The 16,509-nt window shown below is 58.2% G+C and carries 17 protein-coding genes; 7 read left to right on the forward strand and 10 right to left on the reverse strand.

Annotated elements, in window-relative coordinates; translation table 11 throughout:
- Positions 1 to 93 precede the first annotated feature (93 nt).
- Entirely contained in the window at positions 94 to 897 is an 804-nt protein-coding gene (dapF, locus tag ATI14_RS20850; RefSeq protein ID WP_016969106.1) for a diaminopimelate epimerase, read from the forward strand.
- Here the strand turns inward: dapF and ATI14_RS20855 are convergent.
- Both ATI14_RS20855 and ATI14_RS20860 read right to left on the reverse strand, forming a co-directional pair.
- Entirely contained in the window at positions 894 to 2,027 is a 1,134-nt protein-coding gene (locus ATI14_RS20855; RefSeq protein WP_016969105.1) for a PAS domain-containing sensor histidine kinase, read from the reverse strand. The two genes, dapF and ATI14_RS20855, sit on opposite strands and share 4 nt — an antisense overlap.
- Positions 2,017 to 2,832 carry an alpha/beta fold hydrolase gene (locus ATI14_RS20860; protein ID WP_016969104.1) on the reverse strand — a complete coding sequence of 272 codons (816 nt, stop codon included), beginning with the start codon at positions 2,830 to 2,832 and terminating at the stop codon, positions 2,017 to 2,019. Before ATI14_RS20860 ends, ATI14_RS20855 begins: the two co-directional genes overlap by 11 nt.
- A 126-nt stretch (positions 2,833 to 2,958) precedes the next feature.
- Here ATI14_RS20860 and ATI14_RS20865 point away from each other — a divergent pair, with 126 nt between their 5' ends.
- Positions 2,959 to 4,158: a TPM domain-containing protein gene (locus tag ATI14_RS20865; RefSeq protein WP_016969103.1), complete on the forward strand. Its 1,200-nt coding sequence runs from the start codon at positions 2,959 to 2,961 to the stop codon at positions 4,156 to 4,158.
- A 50-nt stretch (positions 4,159 to 4,208) separates the two neighbouring features.
- Here the strand turns inward: ATI14_RS20865 and ATI14_RS20870 are convergent, their stop codons facing one another.
- Positions 4,209 to 4,886 (reverse strand): class I SAM-dependent methyltransferase, encoded by a 678-nt coding sequence (locus ATI14_RS20870; RefSeq protein WP_080520101.1) that lies wholly within the window; start codon positions 4,884 to 4,886, stop codon positions 4,209 to 4,211.
- A gap of 108 nt (positions 4,887 to 4,994) precedes the next feature.
- On the opposite strand from ATI14_RS20870, the gene ATI14_RS20875 reads away from it, so the two are divergent.
- Positions 4,995 to 5,528 (forward strand): GNAT family N-acetyltransferase, encoded by a 534-nt coding sequence (locus ATI14_RS20875; protein WP_016969101.1) that lies wholly within the window; start codon positions 4,995 to 4,997, stop codon positions 5,526 to 5,528.
- Here ATI14_RS20875 and ATI14_RS20880 read toward each other — a convergent pair.
- The 3 genes from ATI14_RS20880 to ATI14_RS20890 all read right to left on the reverse strand — a co-directional run bounded on the left by ATI14_RS20880 (position 5,515) and on the right by ATI14_RS20890 (position 6,972).
- Positions 5,515 to 5,940 carry a GNAT family N-acetyltransferase gene (locus tag ATI14_RS20880; RefSeq protein WP_016969100.1) on the reverse strand — a complete coding sequence of 142 codons (426 nt, stop codon included), beginning with the start codon at positions 5,938 to 5,940 and terminating at the stop codon, positions 5,515 to 5,517. The two genes, ATI14_RS20875 and ATI14_RS20880, sit on opposite strands and share 14 nt — an antisense overlap.
- Positions 5,940 to 6,431: a GNAT family N-acetyltransferase gene (locus ATI14_RS20885; protein ID WP_031319419.1), complete on the reverse strand. Its 492-nt coding sequence runs from the start codon at positions 6,429 to 6,431 to the stop codon at positions 5,940 to 5,942. The genes ATI14_RS20880 and ATI14_RS20885 overlap by 1 nt, the downstream gene beginning before the upstream one ends.
- A gap of 247 nt (positions 6,432 to 6,678) precedes the next feature.
- Positions 6,679 to 6,972 (reverse strand): hypothetical protein, encoded by a 294-nt coding sequence (locus ATI14_RS20890; RefSeq protein ID WP_031319417.1) that lies wholly within the window; start codon positions 6,970 to 6,972, stop codon positions 6,679 to 6,681.
- A gap of 403 nt (positions 6,973 to 7,375) precedes the next feature.
- On the opposite strand from ATI14_RS20890, the gene ATI14_RS20895 reads away from it, so the two are divergent.
- The 3 genes from ATI14_RS20895 (at position 7,376) to ATI14_RS20900 (ending at position 10,858) form a co-directional block, all read left to right on the forward strand.
- Positions 7,376 to 8,902 carry an AAA family ATPase gene (locus ATI14_RS20895; RefSeq protein WP_031319415.1) on the forward strand — a complete coding sequence of 509 codons (1,527 nt, stop codon included), beginning with the start codon at positions 7,376 to 7,378 and terminating at the stop codon, positions 8,900 to 8,902.
- A complete protein-coding gene (locus ATI14_RS31210) occupies positions 8,899 to 9,885 on the forward strand; it encodes a hypothetical protein (RefSeq protein WP_016969095.1) in 987 nt (328 codons plus the stop codon). The genes ATI14_RS20895 and ATI14_RS31210 overlap by 4 nt, the downstream gene beginning before the upstream one ends.
- A gap of 166 nt (positions 9,886 to 10,051) precedes the next feature.
- Positions 10,052 to 10,858, forward strand: coding sequence for a hypothetical protein (locus ATI14_RS20900; protein ID WP_130886743.1), 807 nt, complete (start codon positions 10,052 to 10,054; stop codon positions 10,856 to 10,858).
- Between the two features lie 108 nt (positions 10,859 to 10,966).
- On the opposite strand, the gene ATI14_RS20905 is transcribed toward ATI14_RS20900, so the two are convergent.
- Positions 10,967 to 12,133: an MFS transporter gene (locus ATI14_RS20905; RefSeq protein ID WP_016969093.1), complete on the reverse strand. Its 1,167-nt coding sequence runs from the start codon at positions 12,131 to 12,133 to the stop codon at positions 10,967 to 10,969.
- A 94-nt stretch (positions 12,134 to 12,227) separates the two neighbouring features.
- On the opposite strand from ATI14_RS20905, the gene ATI14_RS20910 reads away from it, so the two are divergent.
- Complete coding sequence (locus ATI14_RS20910) at positions 12,228 to 13,121, forward strand: LysR family transcriptional regulator (RefSeq protein ID WP_177006185.1); 894 nt, start codon at positions 12,228 to 12,230, stop codon at positions 13,119 to 13,121.
- A gap of 67 nt (positions 13,122 to 13,188) precedes the next feature.
- On the opposite strand, the gene ATI14_RS20915 is transcribed toward ATI14_RS20910, so the two are convergent.
- The 3 genes from ATI14_RS20915 to ATI14_RS20925 all read right to left on the reverse strand — a co-directional run bounded on the left by ATI14_RS20915 (position 13,189) and on the right by ATI14_RS20925 (position 16,469).
- Positions 13,189 to 13,809, reverse strand: a complete 621-nt coding sequence (locus ATI14_RS20915; protein ID WP_016969091.1) for a hypothetical protein — start codon at positions 13,807 to 13,809, stop codon at positions 13,189 to 13,191.
- A gap of 284 nt (positions 13,810 to 14,093) precedes the next feature.
- Positions 14,094 to 14,834: an SDR family NAD(P)-dependent oxidoreductase gene (locus ATI14_RS20920; RefSeq protein ID WP_016969090.1), complete on the reverse strand. Its 741-nt coding sequence runs from the start codon at positions 14,832 to 14,834 to the stop codon at positions 14,094 to 14,096.
- 219 nt (positions 14,835 to 15,053) lie between these two features.
- Complete coding sequence (locus ATI14_RS20925; RefSeq protein ID WP_016969089.1) at positions 15,054 to 16,469, reverse strand: purine-cytosine permease family protein; 1,416 nt, start codon at positions 16,467 to 16,469, stop codon at positions 15,054 to 15,056.
- Positions 16,470 to 16,509 lie beyond the last annotated feature (40 nt).

Raw genomic sequence — 16,509 nt, forward strand, 5'->3', positions numbered from 1 at the left:
CTCGAACACCGTCACGCTAGCACGCGGCTAAAACCACCCGCATGAAACTCCCGTATGCTTGGGCTTTCGTTCAGTTTGATTACAGGAGCGTCCATGACCTTGCCGTTCGTGAAGATGCACGCCCATGGTGACGACTTCATCATCATTGATCGCCGTGGCCAAAGCGACCCGATCACCGCGGCCATCGCCCGCAAGCTGGGCAACCGCCATACCGGCATCGGCTTCAACCAGCTGGCGGTGATACTCGACTGCGAAGACGCCGCCGCCCGCATCAAATTCTGGAACCCCAACGGCACGCCCCTGCAAACCTGCGGCAGCGCCACCCGGGGCGTGGCCGACCGCTTGATGTGTGAAGCCGGCAGCCACTCGGTCGTACTGCGCACCGACCGTGGCTTGCTGGCCTGCACGCGCGAGGACGGGCGACGGGTGTCGGTGTACATGGGGGTGCCGTCGCTGGATTGGGCCGACGTGCCATTGGCCGGCGCCATGGACACGCGCTTGTTGCCCCTCGACGGCAACCCGGCAGCGTGCAGCATGGGCAACCCGCACCTCACGTTTTTTGTGGACGACATCGCCGCCATCGACGTGGCCGCCGCAGGCTCCGCACTGGAAACTCACCCGCTGTTTCCAGCCAGGACCAATGTGCATTTCGTGCAAGTGCTGAGCCGTGACCATATTCGCCTGCGCATTTGGGAGCGTGGCGGCGGCGTGCCGTTGGGCTCGGGTTCATGCTGCTGCGGCGCGGTGATCAATGGCATTCGGCGCGGGCTGCTGAACGAGCGGGTAGACGTGCAATGCGACGGCGGCACGGTCACGGTGCAGTGGGACGGGAAGGGCGGCGTGATACTGACCGGCAGCGTCGAGCCGGTGATGCAGGGCAACGCCTACGTGAACTAAAACGTCACGGTAAACGTCGTGCCCCGTATGGCGCAGGAGCTCACTGCTACATCGCCGCCGTGCACTTTGGCCAGTTCGCGCACGATGTACAGGCCCAACCCGACGCTGCGCACGTCGCTGCCCTTGTCGGTGCCACGGGTCATGGGTTCGAACAGCACCGCGATCAGGGTGTCGGGAATCACCGCGCCGTGGTTGTGCACCGACACTTCACAGCCGCTGGCGCCGAGGCGCGAGGTGATGGTGATCGGCCGTTGCAGGTCGCCATACGCCACGCTGTTCGCCACCAGGTTGCCGATGATCTGCTGCACCCGGTCGGCATCCAGGCATGCATCGCCATGGCCTTCGGCGGTGTGTTCCAGCGTGGCGGCGGGGAAGGCCACGCGCAGTTCGTCCACGGCGCGGTGGATCACCCCGTGCAAATCCAGTGGCGCGGCCTTGATGGTGATGCCGTGGCCGACGCGGGCCTGGGTAAAGTCCAGCAGGTCGGCGATCATGCGCTGGGCGCGCTCGGACGACTGGCCGATATGCCCGAGCAACTGGCGTTCCTTGGGCGTACGCTCGCCACGACCGAGAAAATCCGACGCCATGCGGATCGCCGTCAGCGGGTTTTTCAGGTCATGGCTGACAATCGCCACCATCTGTTCGGCAAACAGCGCACGGCGCTGGGCGATGGCGTAGGCCTCGCTCAGTTCGGCCTGGGCCTGCTTGAGGGCGAGTTCCGTCGCGGATTTTTCCTGCAGCAACGCTTCGGCGAGGTTGCGTGCGTTGAGCAGTTCGCGCTCGTACTTGTCGCGGTCGGTGGTGCCGAACAGCGCCAGGTCGTACACCGTACTGTCGGCATTGTCGCGCCTGATGCCGTTGAGCAGCACCGTCACCTTGTGGCCGTCGCGGTGCAGCATGTCGAGCTTCACCTCGGTGACGCTGCCGCCCATGCGCAGCATCGGCGCCAGATGCGTCTGGTGGAAAATCCGCCCGCCCATGGTCAGCAAATCCTGAAAACGCCGGCCACACAGCTCGGCGCTGCTGAAGCCCAGCCATTCACTCAGGCGCGTGTTGGCTTGCAGGATCGTACCGTCCTCGGCGGTGACGGCCAGGGCGCAGGCGGCGCTGTCAAACAGTTCAGCCGGCATGGGCGACCGCCCACGGCGCCAAAAACGCTTCCATCGCCGCCGTGCACGCCTGTGGCGCGCTCATGTGCGGGCAATGGCCGATGTTGTCCACCAGGCAATAAGTGCTGTTGGGCAACACGCTGTGCAGGTATTCGCCCACGGCCACCGGCGCGATCAGGTCGTCGCTCGATTGCAGGATGAGCACCGGCGTGGTCAGCCCGGCCACGTCCCGGCGGTTGTCGGACATAAACGTCACCCGCGCAAACTGCTTGGCGATTTCCGGCTCGGTGCGGCAGAAGCTGTCGGTAAGCTCCACGCTCAACGCCGGTTGGGCTGGCGCGCCCATGATGGCCGGTGCCATGGCGCTGGACCAGCCGAGGTAATTGCTGTCGAGGGTGTCGAGCAGGTCGTCGATGTCGCTGCGCGTGAAGCCGCCGACGTAGCCCGCGTCGTCGATATAACGCGGCGACGGGCCGATCATCACATGGGCGGCAATACGCCCCGGCGCCAGGCGGTCGGCGAGGGTGCCGATCATCGCGCTGACCGAGTGGCTGACCAGAATCACCGGGCCGATGGCGAACTCACCGATCAGCTCGTTCAAGTCGCGGGCATAGCCGTCCAGCGCGCTGTATTTGGCTTTGTCGAAGGCCGCGAGGTCCGACAATCCGGCGCCCACCAGGTCATACATGACCACCCGAAAGCGGTCGGTAAATTGCGGCGCCAGGTAGTTCCACATCGCTTGGTTGCAGCCGAAACCGTGGGAAAACACTAGGGTCGAGGTGCCGTTGCCCATTACGCTGACGTTATTGCGGTGCTGCAGGTTCATGGGCTTCTCGACTTATGGCGTTTTGCTACGTACGAGGAGTTTAGATAGTCAACGGCGCGGGGTCACGTATTAAACGCCGATAAGGTAGAGTCGGCGCCTTCAGGAAGAAACTTCAGGTAACAAAGTATGATGGCGACTGTGCGGCAATCCGTCTTGAGCCTGGTGGCGCTGGTGTTTATCGGCCTGCTGGGCACCGCCCTGGCGGACACTTCGCCCATCGGCGTTGCCCTCGACCAACGGGTGATCGACCTCACCAACACCCTGGATGCCGGCACCACCACGCGCCTCAAAGACCAACTCGCCGCCCTTGAACAGCGCAAAGGCGCGCAAGTCGCCGTGTTACTGGTGCCGACGACTGGCGGCACGGGCATCGAGGACTACGCCAACCAACTGTTCCGCGCCTGGAAACTGGGGCGCAAGGACGTCAACGACGGCATCCTGCTGGTGGTGGCCAAGGAAGACCGCAAGGTGCGCATCGAAGTGGGTTACGGCCTGGAAGGCACCGTCACCGACCTGCTGGCCCATCGCATCATCGAAGAACACATCACCCCGGCGTTTCGTCAGGGCGACTTTGCCGGCGGCGTGCAACAGGCCGTCACTGACCTGACCCTGCTGGTGGACGGCGGCGACCTGCCGCCGCCCGCCGCGCGGGAAGTGAACCCGCAGATCATCGCCGTGTTGCTGGCGTTTATCGCCGGTGCCATCGGCGGCGTGTTGATCGCTGCCGGCAAACTGCACTGGCGCCGGGGGTTGATCGCCACCGCGCTGGCGACCGTGTTGCTGGCGTTGTTGGGCGGCGGGGCTGACTGGCCGATGTTTCTGCTGGTGATGCCGCTGACCATGCTGATCGGCGGCGCCACCTTCGGCGCGCTATGGCTGGCGCGCGCGGTCTTCTACGGCGTGGTGGCGTTGCTGGCGTACATCGTCGGGCTGCTGGTGGTTGACCACTTTGTCGAAGTCAACTTCGTGCACTGGCTGGTCTGGCCGCTGGGCAGCGCATTGGTGCTGGGGTTATACGCGGGGCTGTTTTTCGTGATGCGCGAGTCATGGCGCAAGAGCCCGCGGTTTTTCGTCGTACGGGTGCTGGCGGTGGCGGCGGTGTATGGGGCGGTGGGGTTGCTGCTGGGGCATGGCTACCAGGATTGGCTGGTGGCGATACCGGCGGCGTCGATTGTGGCGTTTATTCTGTTTGTTGCGAGTATTTCAGATGGGGGTTCTGACGGCGGGTCGGGTTCGAGTTCGGGCGGTTCCGGTTCCAGCTCCAGCAGCAGCTCGTCTGGCGGCGGGGGATCCAGCGGTGGTGGCGGGGCGTCTGGCAGTTGGTAACCGCCTTTTTGTGGCGAGGGAGCAAGCTCCCTCGCCACAGGTAAGTGGCTTCAGATGGGTTTGTAGCCAACCCACCCCTTGAAGCTGAACCCCGCATAAAACAACTCAACCCCTTCAAACCCGGCCTCAGCCATCAACGCTGCATCCGCCTCGGGTGACAGCACCGGCAACTTCTCGCTGATCGCCGCAATCGCCCGCTCGGCGTCCGCCGCCGGCACCCCCGAATCCACCGCAAACGCCGCATAGCGCTTCAACCAACGCAGTTTTTCCTCTGGCGCCTGCGGAAAACTGTGATGCGCCACCACCAGCGGTGCCCCCGGCCGCAGCCGTTGCCACAACGCCTTCAGCGTTTGCAGCCGCTCCTGCGCCGGAATGAAGTGCAACGTCAGCAAACACGTGGCCCCATCAAACGGCCCCAATGGCGCGCTGTCGATATACCCCTCATGCAACTGCACGCGCTCATTCAACGGCCCCAACGTCGCCTGCGCCAATTTCAGCATCTCCGCCGACGGGTCCACCCCCACAAAGCGCCACTCCGGCTCGGCATCGGCAAAGCGTTTCAACTCCAGCCCGCCGCCCGCGCCCAGCACCAGCACATTGCCGGTGGCCGGCACGCGTTCACGCAGCAGCAGGGTGGTCATGCGTTGCAACCCTTCAAAGCCCGGCACCAGGCGCACGGGGCCTTCGGCATAACGGGCGACAGCATCGGGGTCGGAAAAAAAGCTCATGGCACGCTCCTGCGGATTTGGCGAGGCGTAAACCCTACTGCGGCGCCTGCGCAGTGGCAACATTCATGGTAAAACGTCGGCCTTCATCCCCCCGAGTAAGGACGCTCAATGCCGGCCATCACCCTTCGCCTCGCCATGCCCGACGACGCCCAATGCGTCGGCGTGCTGGGCATGCAGGTCTTCCTCGACACCTATGCGACCCAAGGCATTCGCACCTCGATTGCCACCGAAGTGCTGCAAGCCTTCGCCCCTGACACCATCGCCGGGTTGCTGGCCCAGCCGGACGTCTCGCTAATGGTGGCTGAAGCCGACGGCCACCTGGTCGGCTTCGCCCAACTCAAACTCAACGCGCCACACCCCATGATCAAAACGCCGGGCGTGGCCGAACTGCAACGCCTGTACATCCAGGAACGCTTCACCGGCCTGGGCATCGGCTTCCAACTACTGCAAGCGGCAGAACAGCGCGCGGCGGCGGGTGGCGCTGCGCTGTTGTGGGCGACGGTGTGGGTGCGCAACGAGCGCGCCCTGGGGTTTTACCCCCGGCGCGGGTATGACCTGCTGGGCGAACCGACCTATAGCTTTCAGGGCGAAACCCATGGCAACCGCCTGTTCGGCAAAGCCCTGAGCCCTAAAGCGGCTTAGACAAAAACACCCGGCTGCTGCCCTGAGGTTCACACGGCACCTCGCCAAACCGCACCCAGCCATGCTTTTCGTAAAACCCCGGCGCCTGAAAACTCAAGGTATACAACACCGCATTCGCACACCCCCGGCGCCGGGCTTCGTCTTCAAAGGCGTGCAACAACTGGCTGCCCAGCCCCGAACCGCGCAGGGATTCGGGCAAGTGAAACAGGTCGAGAAACGCCATGCCCAGCGTGGTTTTGCCGTTGATGCCGCCGAGAATCTGCCCGGTGGCCGGGTCCTTGATCAGCACCGTTAACGGGCGCCGGTCGTTGTAACCGGTGGCGGCCTCATTGAACACCGCAAGGGCGTCGCCGAGAACCCGCTCGGCCTCCGCGCTGTGCTGGTCGCTGACCTCTACAATCGGCGCCGTCATCACAACTCCATCACCATCTCATGCCACGCCATCCCGCCATGCTCCGACGGCGACGGCTTCACATACGCATAGCCCATGCGCGCATACAGCGGCACATGCTGCTCCTTGCACATCAAATGAATCGTTTGCTTGCCCAGGTCGCGCATGCGCTGCACAAACTCGGTCATCAACAGCTTCGAATACCCCTTGCCCTGCTGCGCCGGGTCGACCACCACCGACATGATCACCACATTCGGCGCCTCGGCCGAATGCCCCACCAACTCCTTGAACGCCTCGTCCGACATCACCACGTCATAGGCGCAACCACAATTGATAAACCCCACCACCGCGCCATCCGCCTCCAGAATCAAAAAGCCCTGCGGGTACTGCGCAATGCGCGTGGCAATCTTCTCCAGCGTCGCGGCTTCATCGCCTTCGTAGGCGGTGGTTTCGATTTCAAAGCAGCGGTCGGCATCGGCGGGGAGGGCGTTGCGGAAGGTGAGGGCGGGCATGGGCATTTCCTGGGGCGTTGAGCGAAAGGCACCATGATAGGCATCCACCGAGAACACCGCCACAGCGGTTGCCGCGATCACCCCCGTTCCAAGACCCGCAAAAATCAAAAGGTGGGAGCTCTCGAGCCTTGGCGAGGCAGCGATGACGGCAGCCCAGACACCAAAAATCTAGCTCCTTCCGCCAATTTCCAACCCACCAAAAACCAGAAAACCCGCCAAAGCGGGTTCTCTCACACCTCAAATCCCATCAAGCCACCCCAGGCACCTCAAACCCCCGCCGCTCAATCACCAAAAACACATCCGCCACATCCTGCACCATAATCCGGGCAGTATTGGCGACGGTATTGATGTCGTGCTCGGCATAGTCGGACACGCTGGAACAGGCCATCAGGTTCAGATAGGCGAGGGCCGCGTTCAAGCGCTCGCTGGCGCAGGCGTGGAGCTCGCTGAGCGGGGCGTCGCTGTCGATGAGCAGGACGGGGTAGTCGGTGGCGGACTGGGACATGGGGGTGAAGCGGCGGGGTGGGTGTTCTGTAGTCATAAGGTTCGATTCTATTTTGAGTAAAAAGAACTGCCACCTTGCTGCTGCGAAACAGCCTGGGTGGCAACTGTGCGCGGGTTCGCAGACCAGGAAGAATCACCCCCGGCAGACCCGAAGGTCTCCCACGCACAGCCGCCATAAACAAGACGCAGGCGGGCTCCGCCTGAGGGTCTGATGACTGTGCAGGTTGATTCTATTTTGGTAGGGCTGCGAAACCCTGTCGCTGACATACCGCAGCGATATGAAACTATAAAGCGTGCTTTTGGTGACTGCAACAGTGGCGTAATGGTCTCGCCGCTTACGAATGCGCAAAGAAAAGCTTAGCTTGAGGGGATTTCTATGGGGACCTTTTAAAGTCTGAGGCGATGTGCCATTATTGACTTTTAAAAATCAGGGAAGATTTATGTTAGAAATATTATCGATTAAAAATTTTAAAGCCTTTTCAGATTGGCAGAAAATAAAACTTGCCCCGATTACTTTGATTTACGGTCCTAATTCATCGGGGAAAAGTTCCATAATTCATTCTTTAATGCTGCTTAAACAATCTCTGACTAGGCCGAATGTTCAAGGTGGCTTAGTATCAAACGGTGAGTATGTTGATCTTGGTGATTTTTCATCGATGGTTCATGGGCATGATCCAGAACGCCCAATTGCATTCAAGTTTTCCTACGTGCCTAGAAAAAAACAAGCTTTCGCAGGTATGGAGTTTGATGTATTTGGGACTACTAGACGACGAGAGTATGAGCTGGTCTATAAATACATTGATGGGGAAAAAGAGCATAAAGGTTTTTCGTACCTGAATTCGATGTCGGTCTCTGTAAGTAATGCTGATGATCGGGCAGTTTTATTTTATACAGATGTTAGTTCTATATTGCCTCAGGTGGTTAGGGGGATGAAGTCTGATTTGTCCGAGCTGCAGAAGAGAGCGGATGATCCGAATGAGAAAGAAAAAGGTAAAGCCTTAAAGCAATTGGATGATTTTAAAAAGAAAGCGCCCTCGATGAAGATTGCGGCGGCGAAAACGTTCTCTTTCTCTGGGCGAGATGCGTTTGCGGCAGCGAGTGATTATTTGACCGGTAGACCTAGGTTTGTTAATAAGGATGCGGAAGTAGCGAAGGTTCTCGACTATATAAGTTTTAGAAGTGACTTGAACTACTCGACGCCATCTATGGTGACGTTGGACTCAAAGTTAAACCCTACTCAAGATAGAGAGGGGTTTGCCTATCTGAACTTCACTGTCGGAGGGCTGGCTAGAGATCTAAAGGATAAATTTGGTTCTATTTCTTATCTGGGGCCTTTGCGAGTTCACCCTAGCCGTATTTATTCACCGAAGACTGACCAGAATGAATCTGTAGGCAAGCAGGGTGAAAACGTTGCTCGCTTCATTTATGAGCGTCCTGAAATAACGGAAGATATCAATAATTGGTTTTCCTTGTTTGAGGTTCCCTATACTTTATCCTCAGCTGGTATTGGAGACGACGTTTCTGGTCCGGTTATTTGTCTTCAGCTGCAGGATAAGAGAACTGGAGTTGTTGTGGGGCCCTCGGATGTCGGATTTGGTATAGGGCAGATGTTGCCGATAATTGTTGAAGGACTAGTGAGGGACGACAGTGTAATATGTGTTGAGCAGCCTGAAATTCACTTGCATCCCCGGTTGCAAGCACATTTGGCGAATTTTTTTGTAAGTACATGTGATAATAATCAGTGGATTATTGAGACTCACAGTGAATCGTTGCTGTTGAGGCTGCAGGCGATGATAGCCCGCAAAGAAATACCCAAAGAGACAATCGCAATTTACTATGTCGAGCCGACGTTGGCGGGCGGAGAAATCATCCCTATCAGGCTTGACTCTGATGGTGATTTTATTGACGCGTGGCCAGAAGGTTTTTTTGAGGAGCGGTTGAGAGAGAAAATGGGGGGCAGAAAATGATTTCTGAATTTTCCCTCGATAAAGACTTCTTCGCTTCGGCAGTTTTAAATGATGAGTCTATCAGTGTTGTTCATGATTACTTGACAAAGTCTTGGGTTGATTTTGGAGCTTTGATTTTACCGAAGAATGGGGGGGAAGAATTTTTAGCATTGATAGACAGCTTGCCAGTAAAATTTAGGCAACGTTGGGTTGATGCATTTTATTATGGGAAGAGGGCAGAGGTTGACCGGGAGTGGTGGGAGTTTGGTGGCTATGAAAGCTTCGAAAAATTATGTGAATTGAATTCGGTTTTTAAAACTGCCTTTACAGATGAGAGCGTTGGTTTTGTTCTTTCAGGCGATGAAACTAGCAAAAAAATATGTAAGGAAACCGGTTTTGAAATGCTCGGTGCTGGCGTGTGTAGCGAGTCATGGCATATAGGGAACTCTCTTTATCTCTCTCGTTCGGACATATTGGAGAGCGATACTGCTGAGAGTGTATGGGAAAATAGGTTTGCAGGGTTGGCGCGGTTCTCAAAAAAAATAACCATAGTTGACAGATATTTTTTTGAGTCTATATGGCGATCTGCCCAATCTAACAAAATAGATCCTGCGCTGAATAATTTTTTTAAGTTTTTGTCTCTTCTTGGCAAAAAATTCAATGTGAAAATAATTTCACATGGCGGTGAAAGATATGGTGAGTTTCATTGCGCTGTGAGTAGTGTTTTTCAAAAAGCCAGAATGAAAAGCCCTAAAGTTGCCGCGGCATTTGAGAGCCTTACGTTGATATCTTCAACAGAAGATTTTTTTAAGAGGGAGTCACATGACCGCTTTATTGGGTTCGATCGACATGTTTGCCAGGTCGGTAATGGTATGCGGGTATTGGGTGACGCGCCATTGCCAAGGAGCACCTTTGCCGCAAGGCTCGATATATTAGGAGAATTAGCAACACGAGAAGCATCTGCTAGTACTTCTGTCTTTAAATTATGGTCGGAGACGGATTAGTATTAATTTATTTCGCGGTGCTATTTTTTTCTGCGAAAGGCAAGCCAATAATAGATTTGGGGCAGGCCACAACTATTTTAAATAGGATCTGCTCCCAATTTTTTGAACGACTTTTTGATGTGGTCTGGTTTGTGAGTCGCTAATGCGGTTTGCATAGGGGGAAATGATGATCTGTATTGCATGTGGTGTTGAAAAGGAGGCGCTTGCTAGGAGCCACGTGATACCAAATTTCATCAGGAAAAGACTTACTGGCGAAGCTCAGGCAGATGGAGGAAAAAAATTCTCCTTCAGATGGGTTGATCGAAAAGACTTGCCAAAACAGGATCTGCCTAAACCACACCTCATGTGTGAAAAGTGTGACAACGACCTTGGAGCGAGAGTAGAAAATAAAATCGCGGCATTGCTCATGCCGAATTCCGTCGACGTGTATGAAGAGTGGAAAAAGCTCCCTATTATACCGCATGACATACACGGTATCTTTGACGGGCCATTAACCTTGGGGATTTATGATTACCCGATTAATGAGTTATGGAGACTCGAAAAGTTCGCACTTTCCATAGCGTGGCGCGCGTTGCATGATATATCTAAAAGTGGTGAGACGTTTTCGAAAGCGTTTTTAGGCTCTTCGCGGGGGATGAATATCAACAATACGGTCGTTCGACATATATTTTATAATGACGAACTGCCAAACCCCTACCACACGTTGCAAACAACTTATGACGCGTTTATCTATTATTGGTCTCCAAGAACTATAGAGTCGATTACAAATAAAGTTGATGAAATGCCTTTTGCCTGGACGGAAATTGCGGAAGATGGTGAGTTTCTTGGAGTTGCAGTCATGTTTGCTTATTGGGTGATTGTTTGGCCATTGTTCGAACATGACGGCAAACAATATCCCGCGAAGCTCAAACGACTAAACAAGCTCTGCTTTTGGGATTGGTGGGGGCATGTGCACAAGCAGTTGATCGGCTAAGAGTCTATCGAATAAATCTTATTTGTGCGGTTGTCTAAAATATAAAGGAAAAGGGGGCGGATTTATTTTTCTATCACTGCCCGCACCTGCAGCCCCCTCACATCCTTCTCACACCCCCATCGCCTCCACCCCCCTAGACCGCCAAACGCCCCCCAACACCATCACCAACCCCAACCCAGCCATCGCCGCCCCCGCCAGCGAAATCGCCGGATACCCCCACCCCGCATTAATCACCGCGCCCCCCAACGCCGCCCCAATCGCGTTGCCAAAATTAAACGCCCCAATATTCACCGCCGAAGCCAGATTCGGCGCGTCCTTGGCCGCCTCCATAACCCGCATCTGCAATGGCGGCACCAGGGCGAAGCTGGCAATGCCCCAGATCAGGATGGCGACGGCGGCCGGCAGCGGCCAGCGCATGAGGACGGTGAACGCCAGCAGGACCACAATCAATACGCTCAGCGAGACGATCAGGGTGCGGTCTATGGAGCGGTCGGCGGCTTTGCCGCCCCACAGGTTGCCCAATGTCAGCCCTACGCCGAACAGCACCAGCATGGCGGTGATGAAGGCGGTGGAGGCGTGGGTCTCGCTGCTGAGGATGGGGGCGATGTAGGTGAAGACGGTGAACATCGCCCCGGAGCCGACGACGGTGAGGGCCAGTGCGCCCAGCACCGGGCCCCGGCCGAGTACGCGGATTTCGGCCATCACACCGACGCTTGGCGGTGCCTTGAGGTCGGGCAGGGCGAACCACAATGCGGCCATGGCCATCACGCCGAGGCCAGTGATGCCCCAGAAGGCGGTGCGCCAGCCGAACAGTTCGCCAAACCAGGCGGCCAGCGGCACACCGCCAATAGTCGCGAGGGTGAGGCCCATAAACATGGCCGCCACTGCACCGGCACGTTTTTCCGGGGCGACTACGCTGGCGGCGACGATGGAGCCGACGCCAAAGAAGGCGCCGTGGTTGAGTGAGGTCACCACCCTGGCGATCATCAGGCTGTAGTAGTCGGTCGCCAGGGCGGACATCAGGTTGCCCAGGGTGAAAATCGCCATGAGGCCGATCAGCAGATAGCGTCGGGGGATTTTGCCGGTGGTCAGGGTCATCAGCGGTGCGCCGAGCAGTACGCCGAGGGCGTACGCGCTTACCAGCAAGCCCGCAGCGGGAATCGAAACGCCGAGGTCCGCAGCAATGCCCGGCAACATGCCCATGGGGGCGAATTCGGTCACGCCGATGCCGAAGGCACCGATGGCGAGTGCAACAAGGGGTGGATTGATACGCATGGAAGGCTCCTTATCTATGCCGCCAATGCTACGATCTGGCCTTTTAGGGCGGTAGACAGTGTTTTTGGCAATCACCTTTGCGTAAGGGGCACAAGTGGACTTCAACGGTCGATCAGGTGAAATGTTTGTGTTCGCCACCGTGGCGCAGGAAGGCAGCCTGTCGGCGGCCGCGCGTGCGTTGGGGCTCACGCCCTCGGCGGTCAGTCGAATCATCGCGCGTGCTGAGCAGCGCCTTGGCACCCGGCTGCTGTTGCGCACCACGCGGGCGATCACCTTCACCGCCGAGGGCGAAGCGTTTTTGCGCGGCGCGCGGCGCATTTTGGCCGACATGGATGAAGTCGAAGAGGCCATCGCCGACCAGGGCGTACCCCGGGGGCGATTGCGGGTCAGCGCTGCCCTTGGCCATGGGCGCATGTCCATCGTGCCGTTGGTGGCGGCCTTCAGCGAGCGCTACCCGAACATCGTCGTCGACCTCACCCTGGGCGACGAAGTGGTCGACATCCTCAGCGGCCAGGCTGACGTGGCGATACGTTTTGGCTACCTGCCCGACAGCCCGCTGACCGCGCGCAGAATCGGCGACACCGGCCAAGTGGTGGTGGCATCGCCCGAGTACCTGCAGCGCCATGGCACCCCGCAGGAACCCGAAGACCTGCTGCGGCACAACTGCCTTCGCTTCAACTTCCGGCGCGCCGAACCCAACTGGCCGTTTGCGCGCGACGGTGAAGAGTTTTCCCTCAAGGTCAGCGGCAACATCGAATGCAGCAGTGGTGAAGCGCTGGCCCAGCTGGCGCGATTGGGCGCCGGGATAGCGCGTATCGGCGAGTTCACCGTCAGCGAGGACTTGCGGCGGGGCGAGCTGATACCGCTGTTGCAAGCCTGCAACCCCGGCGACCGGGAGCCGATTCATGCGGTGTTTGTGGGTGGCCCCACAATGCCGGCGCGGGTGCGGTTGTTTGTGGATTTTTTGGTGGAGCATCATCGGATGTAGGAGGGCGTTCAACCCGCAGGCGCGAGTATGCGCTCGCGCCTGCAGGCCTGAAATCATACTGACCGGGTCACTTGATCAAGTCGGGCCGGGTGGTCTTGAGCATCGCCGCGCTGACCGTGCCTTGAACCGAGCAGGTGATCATGCCTTTGCTCGTCTTGGCCACTTCTTGGGAAGCCGGTTCTACCAGCAATACCCGTTCTGCCGTATCGGTCACCAATTTGCCTGCATTGTCATCGCCGTTTTCCGGCACCCAGGCAGACTGCTTGTGCGACCAGATTTGCGCGCGGGCGTAAATCCCGTTGGCGCTTTCCAGGTTGCTGCCCGGTATTTTGTTCAACGCTGTGTAAAGCTCATCGGGTGCCTGCTGTGTATAGAACCCCCAGCCAATGATGCGCGAGCCCATCAGGTCCTGGTCTTCGGCAAAAAAGCCGGTCAACGCAACGCCGTCGAGGGTCACTGGCGTGTCAAACATCCAGCGCTGCCCCATATCGGTTTTGGTTCCGCCACTCAAGGTAATCTTCCCCTTGTCCAGCGCACTGGGAATGCGCTCCTTCAGACCTGGCTGATTGACCACGGCGAAAGAGTTTTCGTCACAGGCGAGAAATGTTTGCAGTGCAGGCGTGACAGCGAAGCTGCTGGTGCAAGTAACCAGCGCGGCGAAAGGGATGAGCAGGTGGTTCCATTTCATAGATTTACTCCTAGCGTCAAAACGATGAGCGTCTATACGGCACAGTGGGTACAAACGAGTCTTGGTGTGAAAGATGACGGCGTAAAGCCGGTTGTGGAAGGAGCAGGTTCCCTGTCAAGCAGCCAGCGGTTGCCCGTGTAGGTCTATCAGACTTCCAGTCATCGCCAGTGTGTCGGCAAGGGGCGTGAAGACGTGAGTCAGCGCTCTTTGAAATGCTTCCATAGCGGCATGAGTGAGCAAAAGACCGTAAGGGCTTGGCATTTCGGGAAGGTCGGGCATCCCGGTTACGTAAGATTCAACCCACCATCGGACAACAGAATTTCACCAGTGAGATAGTCCGACGCAACCAACAGCGCAACGGCTTGGGCAATGTCTTCCGGGCTGGCTGCCCGGCGCATCGGCGCACGCTCTTTCCACAGTTGCTGCGCCTGAGTCCACTCTGCGGTAAGCGGTGTATCAACCAGCCCGGGGGCGACGGCATTGACTCGGATGTCGGGCGCAAGTGAAACGGCGAGTAGCCGTGTCATATGATTCAAGGCCGCCTTCGTCGCGGAATAGGGGATCGATGCGCCTTTCGGGCGAACACCCGCATGTGAGCTGATGTTGACGACGCAGCCGGGTCGGCCGGAGCGTGCCGAATCGCGCAATGCGGCTTGCGCTTCGGCGATCAAACGAAAGGGCGCAATGACGTTCACTTCATAGAGTTCATGCCACACATCGGGCGTCGCAGCCGCCAAGTCTTCGTGTGCAATAACACGGCTGATGCCGGCGTTATTCACCAGAACATCCAACCGCCCCCAGGCCCCTGTGGCTTCGCGGATCAGGCGTGTTCTGTCTTCATCAATAGCCAAATCAGCTTGCACATAAATGGCCGACCCGAGTTCGAGCGCCAGGCGCTGTCCGGCCTCTGCCGAATTACGTGAATGCAATACGATTGAATAGCCTTCACTGGCAAGCCGGCGGGCAATGGCCACGCCGATGCCCGAAGTCGAGCCGGTAACCAGTGCGACGGGAGCCTGAGTCATCATGTGAGCCTTTAGGGGTTAAGGGTTTTACGACACTGCCTGACCACTGATACCGGTTCTGCCCACGGTTGTGAAGGCCTGTTTTTGGCCGAAAGCGGCCGACTCATCACACACGAGCGTTTGTACTGCCTCTCACCCAAAACGAAAAAACCACCAATACCCCGGCCGCAAAGCCAAGGCATGGATGGTTTCCCCCATCACTAACTGCAGGCAGTTACCTCAAACCCCACCCACCAACTTCCCGCCTTCCATCCTGCGTTTATAAGCACTGTCCCGACTCGCCAACCAAAAATACAGCGGCGACGTCACCACCAGGCCCACCACCCAGGACAGGTCCGCCCCGTTAATGTGTTCCGAAATCGGCCCCACATACAGCGGCGTGTTCATAAACGGAATCTGCACCACAATCCCCACCGCATACGCCAGCAGGGCCTGCGGGTTGTATTTGCCGTAGATGCCGCCGTCCACGCGGAAGATCGAGGCGATGTCGTACTTGCCCTTGTGAATCGCGTAGAAGTCGATCAGGTTGATCGCCGTCCACGGCACCAGGACCACCAGCAGCACCAGCACCATGTCGACGAAGTGGCCGATGAAGTCTTTGGAGGCGAACACGGCGGCAATCGCGCAGGCTGCCAACACCAGGGTGGAGATCACCGCGCGGCTTTTGGCGGTGGGGATCCAGCGGTAGGCGAAGGTCTGGATCAGGGTGATGATCGAGAGCACGGCGCCGTAGAGGTTGAGGGCGTTGTGGCTGATCACGCTGAGCAGGAACAATACGAGCATCAGCGGGCCGATGGCGCCGGTGGCGAGCTTGACGGCGTCCATGGTGTCCATGCCGACCGGGGTGGCGAGCACGGCCACGGCGCCGAAGATGAAGGCCAGGCTGGAGCCCAGCGCCGAGCCGAGGTAGGTGGTCCAGAAGGTGGACGCAACCGGTACGTCGGCGGGCAGGTAGCGGGAGTAGTCGGACACGTAGGGGGCGAAGGCGATCTGCCAAAGCGCCGCGAGTGAAACTGTCGCCAGCCAGCCGGAGATGTTGAATTCGCCGCGGGTCAGGAAGTCGGTGGTTTGTACGTGGGTAAAGATGTAGCCGAAGCCCAGCACGATGCCGGCGCCGAGCACCCAGGTGCCGATGCGGTTGAGCACGTGGATGAAGCGGTAGCCGATGATGCCGATGATGCCGGACCCGATGGCACCGATGACGATGCCGACCGGTACGGGCACGCTGTCGACCACGCCGTGCAGGGATTTGCCCGCCAGTACGATGTTGGAGGCGAAGAAGCCGATGTACATCACGCCGGCGATCACCACCACCAGCAGGGCGCCGAGGGAGCCGAACTGGGCGCGGCTCTGGATCATTTGCGGGATGCCCATTTGCGGGCCCTGGGCCGAGTGCAGCGCCATCAGCACGCCGCCGACCAGGTGGCCGACGAGGATGGCGACGATGCCCCACAGCAGGTTGAGGTGAAACAGTTGCACGCCCAGCGCGCCGGTCACGATGGGCAACGGCGCGATGTTGCCGCCGAACCACAGGGTGAACAGGTCTCTTACCTTTCCATGGCGGTCTTCGGGGGGCACGTAGCCGATCGTGTGTTTTTCAATCAGCGGGGCGGAGGGTGTTGCAGTGGTAACCATGACGAGCTCCAAGGCAAGGTGAGTACGTTGACGTACTTCG

Origin of the sequence: Pseudomonas tolaasii NCPPB 2192, assembly GCF_002813445.1 — a bacterium.
Lineage (GTDB): Bacteria > Pseudomonadota > Gammaproteobacteria > Pseudomonadales > Pseudomonadaceae > Aquipseudomonas > Aquipseudomonas tolaasii.

Coding starts and splice junctions, on each gene's coding strand:
- ATI14_RS20905 (WP_016969093.1), bottom strand. CDS start 12,133: ATGCGTATCAATCCACCCCTTGTTGCACTCGCCATCGGTGCCTTCGGC.
- ATI14_RS20890 (WP_031319417.1), bottom strand. CDS start 6,972: ATGACTACAGAACACCCACCCCGCCGCTTCACCCCCATGTCCCAGTCC.
- ATI14_RS20875 (WP_016969101.1), top strand. CDS start 4,995: ATGCCGGCCATCACCCTTCGCCTCGCCATGCCCGACGACGCCCAATGC.
- ATI14_RS20865 (WP_016969103.1), top strand. CDS start 2,959: ATGATGGCGACTGTGCGGCAATCCGTCTTGAGCCTGGTGGCGCTGGTG.
- ATI14_RS20895 (WP_031319415.1), top strand. CDS start 7,376: ATGTTAGAAATATTATCGATTAAAAATTTTAAAGCCTTTTCAGATTGG.
- ATI14_RS20860 (WP_016969104.1), bottom strand. CDS start 2,832: ATGAACCTGCAGCACCGCAATAACGTCAGCGTAATGGGCAACGGCACC.
- ATI14_RS20925 (WP_016969089.1), bottom strand. CDS start 16,469: ATGGTTACCACTGCAACACCCTCCGCCCCGCTGATTGAAAAACACACG.
- dapF (WP_016969106.1), top strand. CDS start 94: ATGACCTTGCCGTTCGTGAAGATGCACGCCCATGGTGACGACTTCATC.
- ATI14_RS20855 (WP_016969105.1), bottom strand. CDS start 2,027: ATGCCGGCTGAACTGTTTGACAGCGCCGCCTGCGCCCTGGCCGTCACC.
- ATI14_RS31210 (WP_016969095.1), top strand. CDS start 8,899: ATGATTTCTGAATTTTCCCTCGATAAAGACTTCTTCGCTTCGGCAGTT.
- ATI14_RS20900 (WP_130886743.1), top strand. CDS start 10,052: ATGATCTGTATTGCATGTGGTGTTGAAAAGGAGGCGCTTGCTAGGAGC.
- ATI14_RS20885 (WP_031319419.1), bottom strand. CDS start 6,431: ATGCCCGCCCTCACCTTCCGCAACGCCCTCCCCGCCGATGCCGACCGC.
- ATI14_RS20880 (WP_016969100.1), bottom strand. CDS start 5,940: ATGACGGCGCCGATTGTAGAGGTCAGCGACCAGCACAGCGCGGAGGCC.
- ATI14_RS20920 (WP_016969090.1), bottom strand. CDS start 14,834: ATGACTCAGGCTCCCGTCGCACTGGTTACCGGCTCGACTTCGGGCATC.
- ATI14_RS20915 (WP_016969091.1), bottom strand. CDS start 13,809: ATGAAATGGAACCACCTGCTCATCCCTTTCGCCGCGCTGGTTACTTGC.
- ATI14_RS20870 (WP_080520101.1), bottom strand. CDS start 4,886: ATGAGCTTTTTTTCCGACCCCGATGCTGTCGCCCGTTATGCCGAAGGC.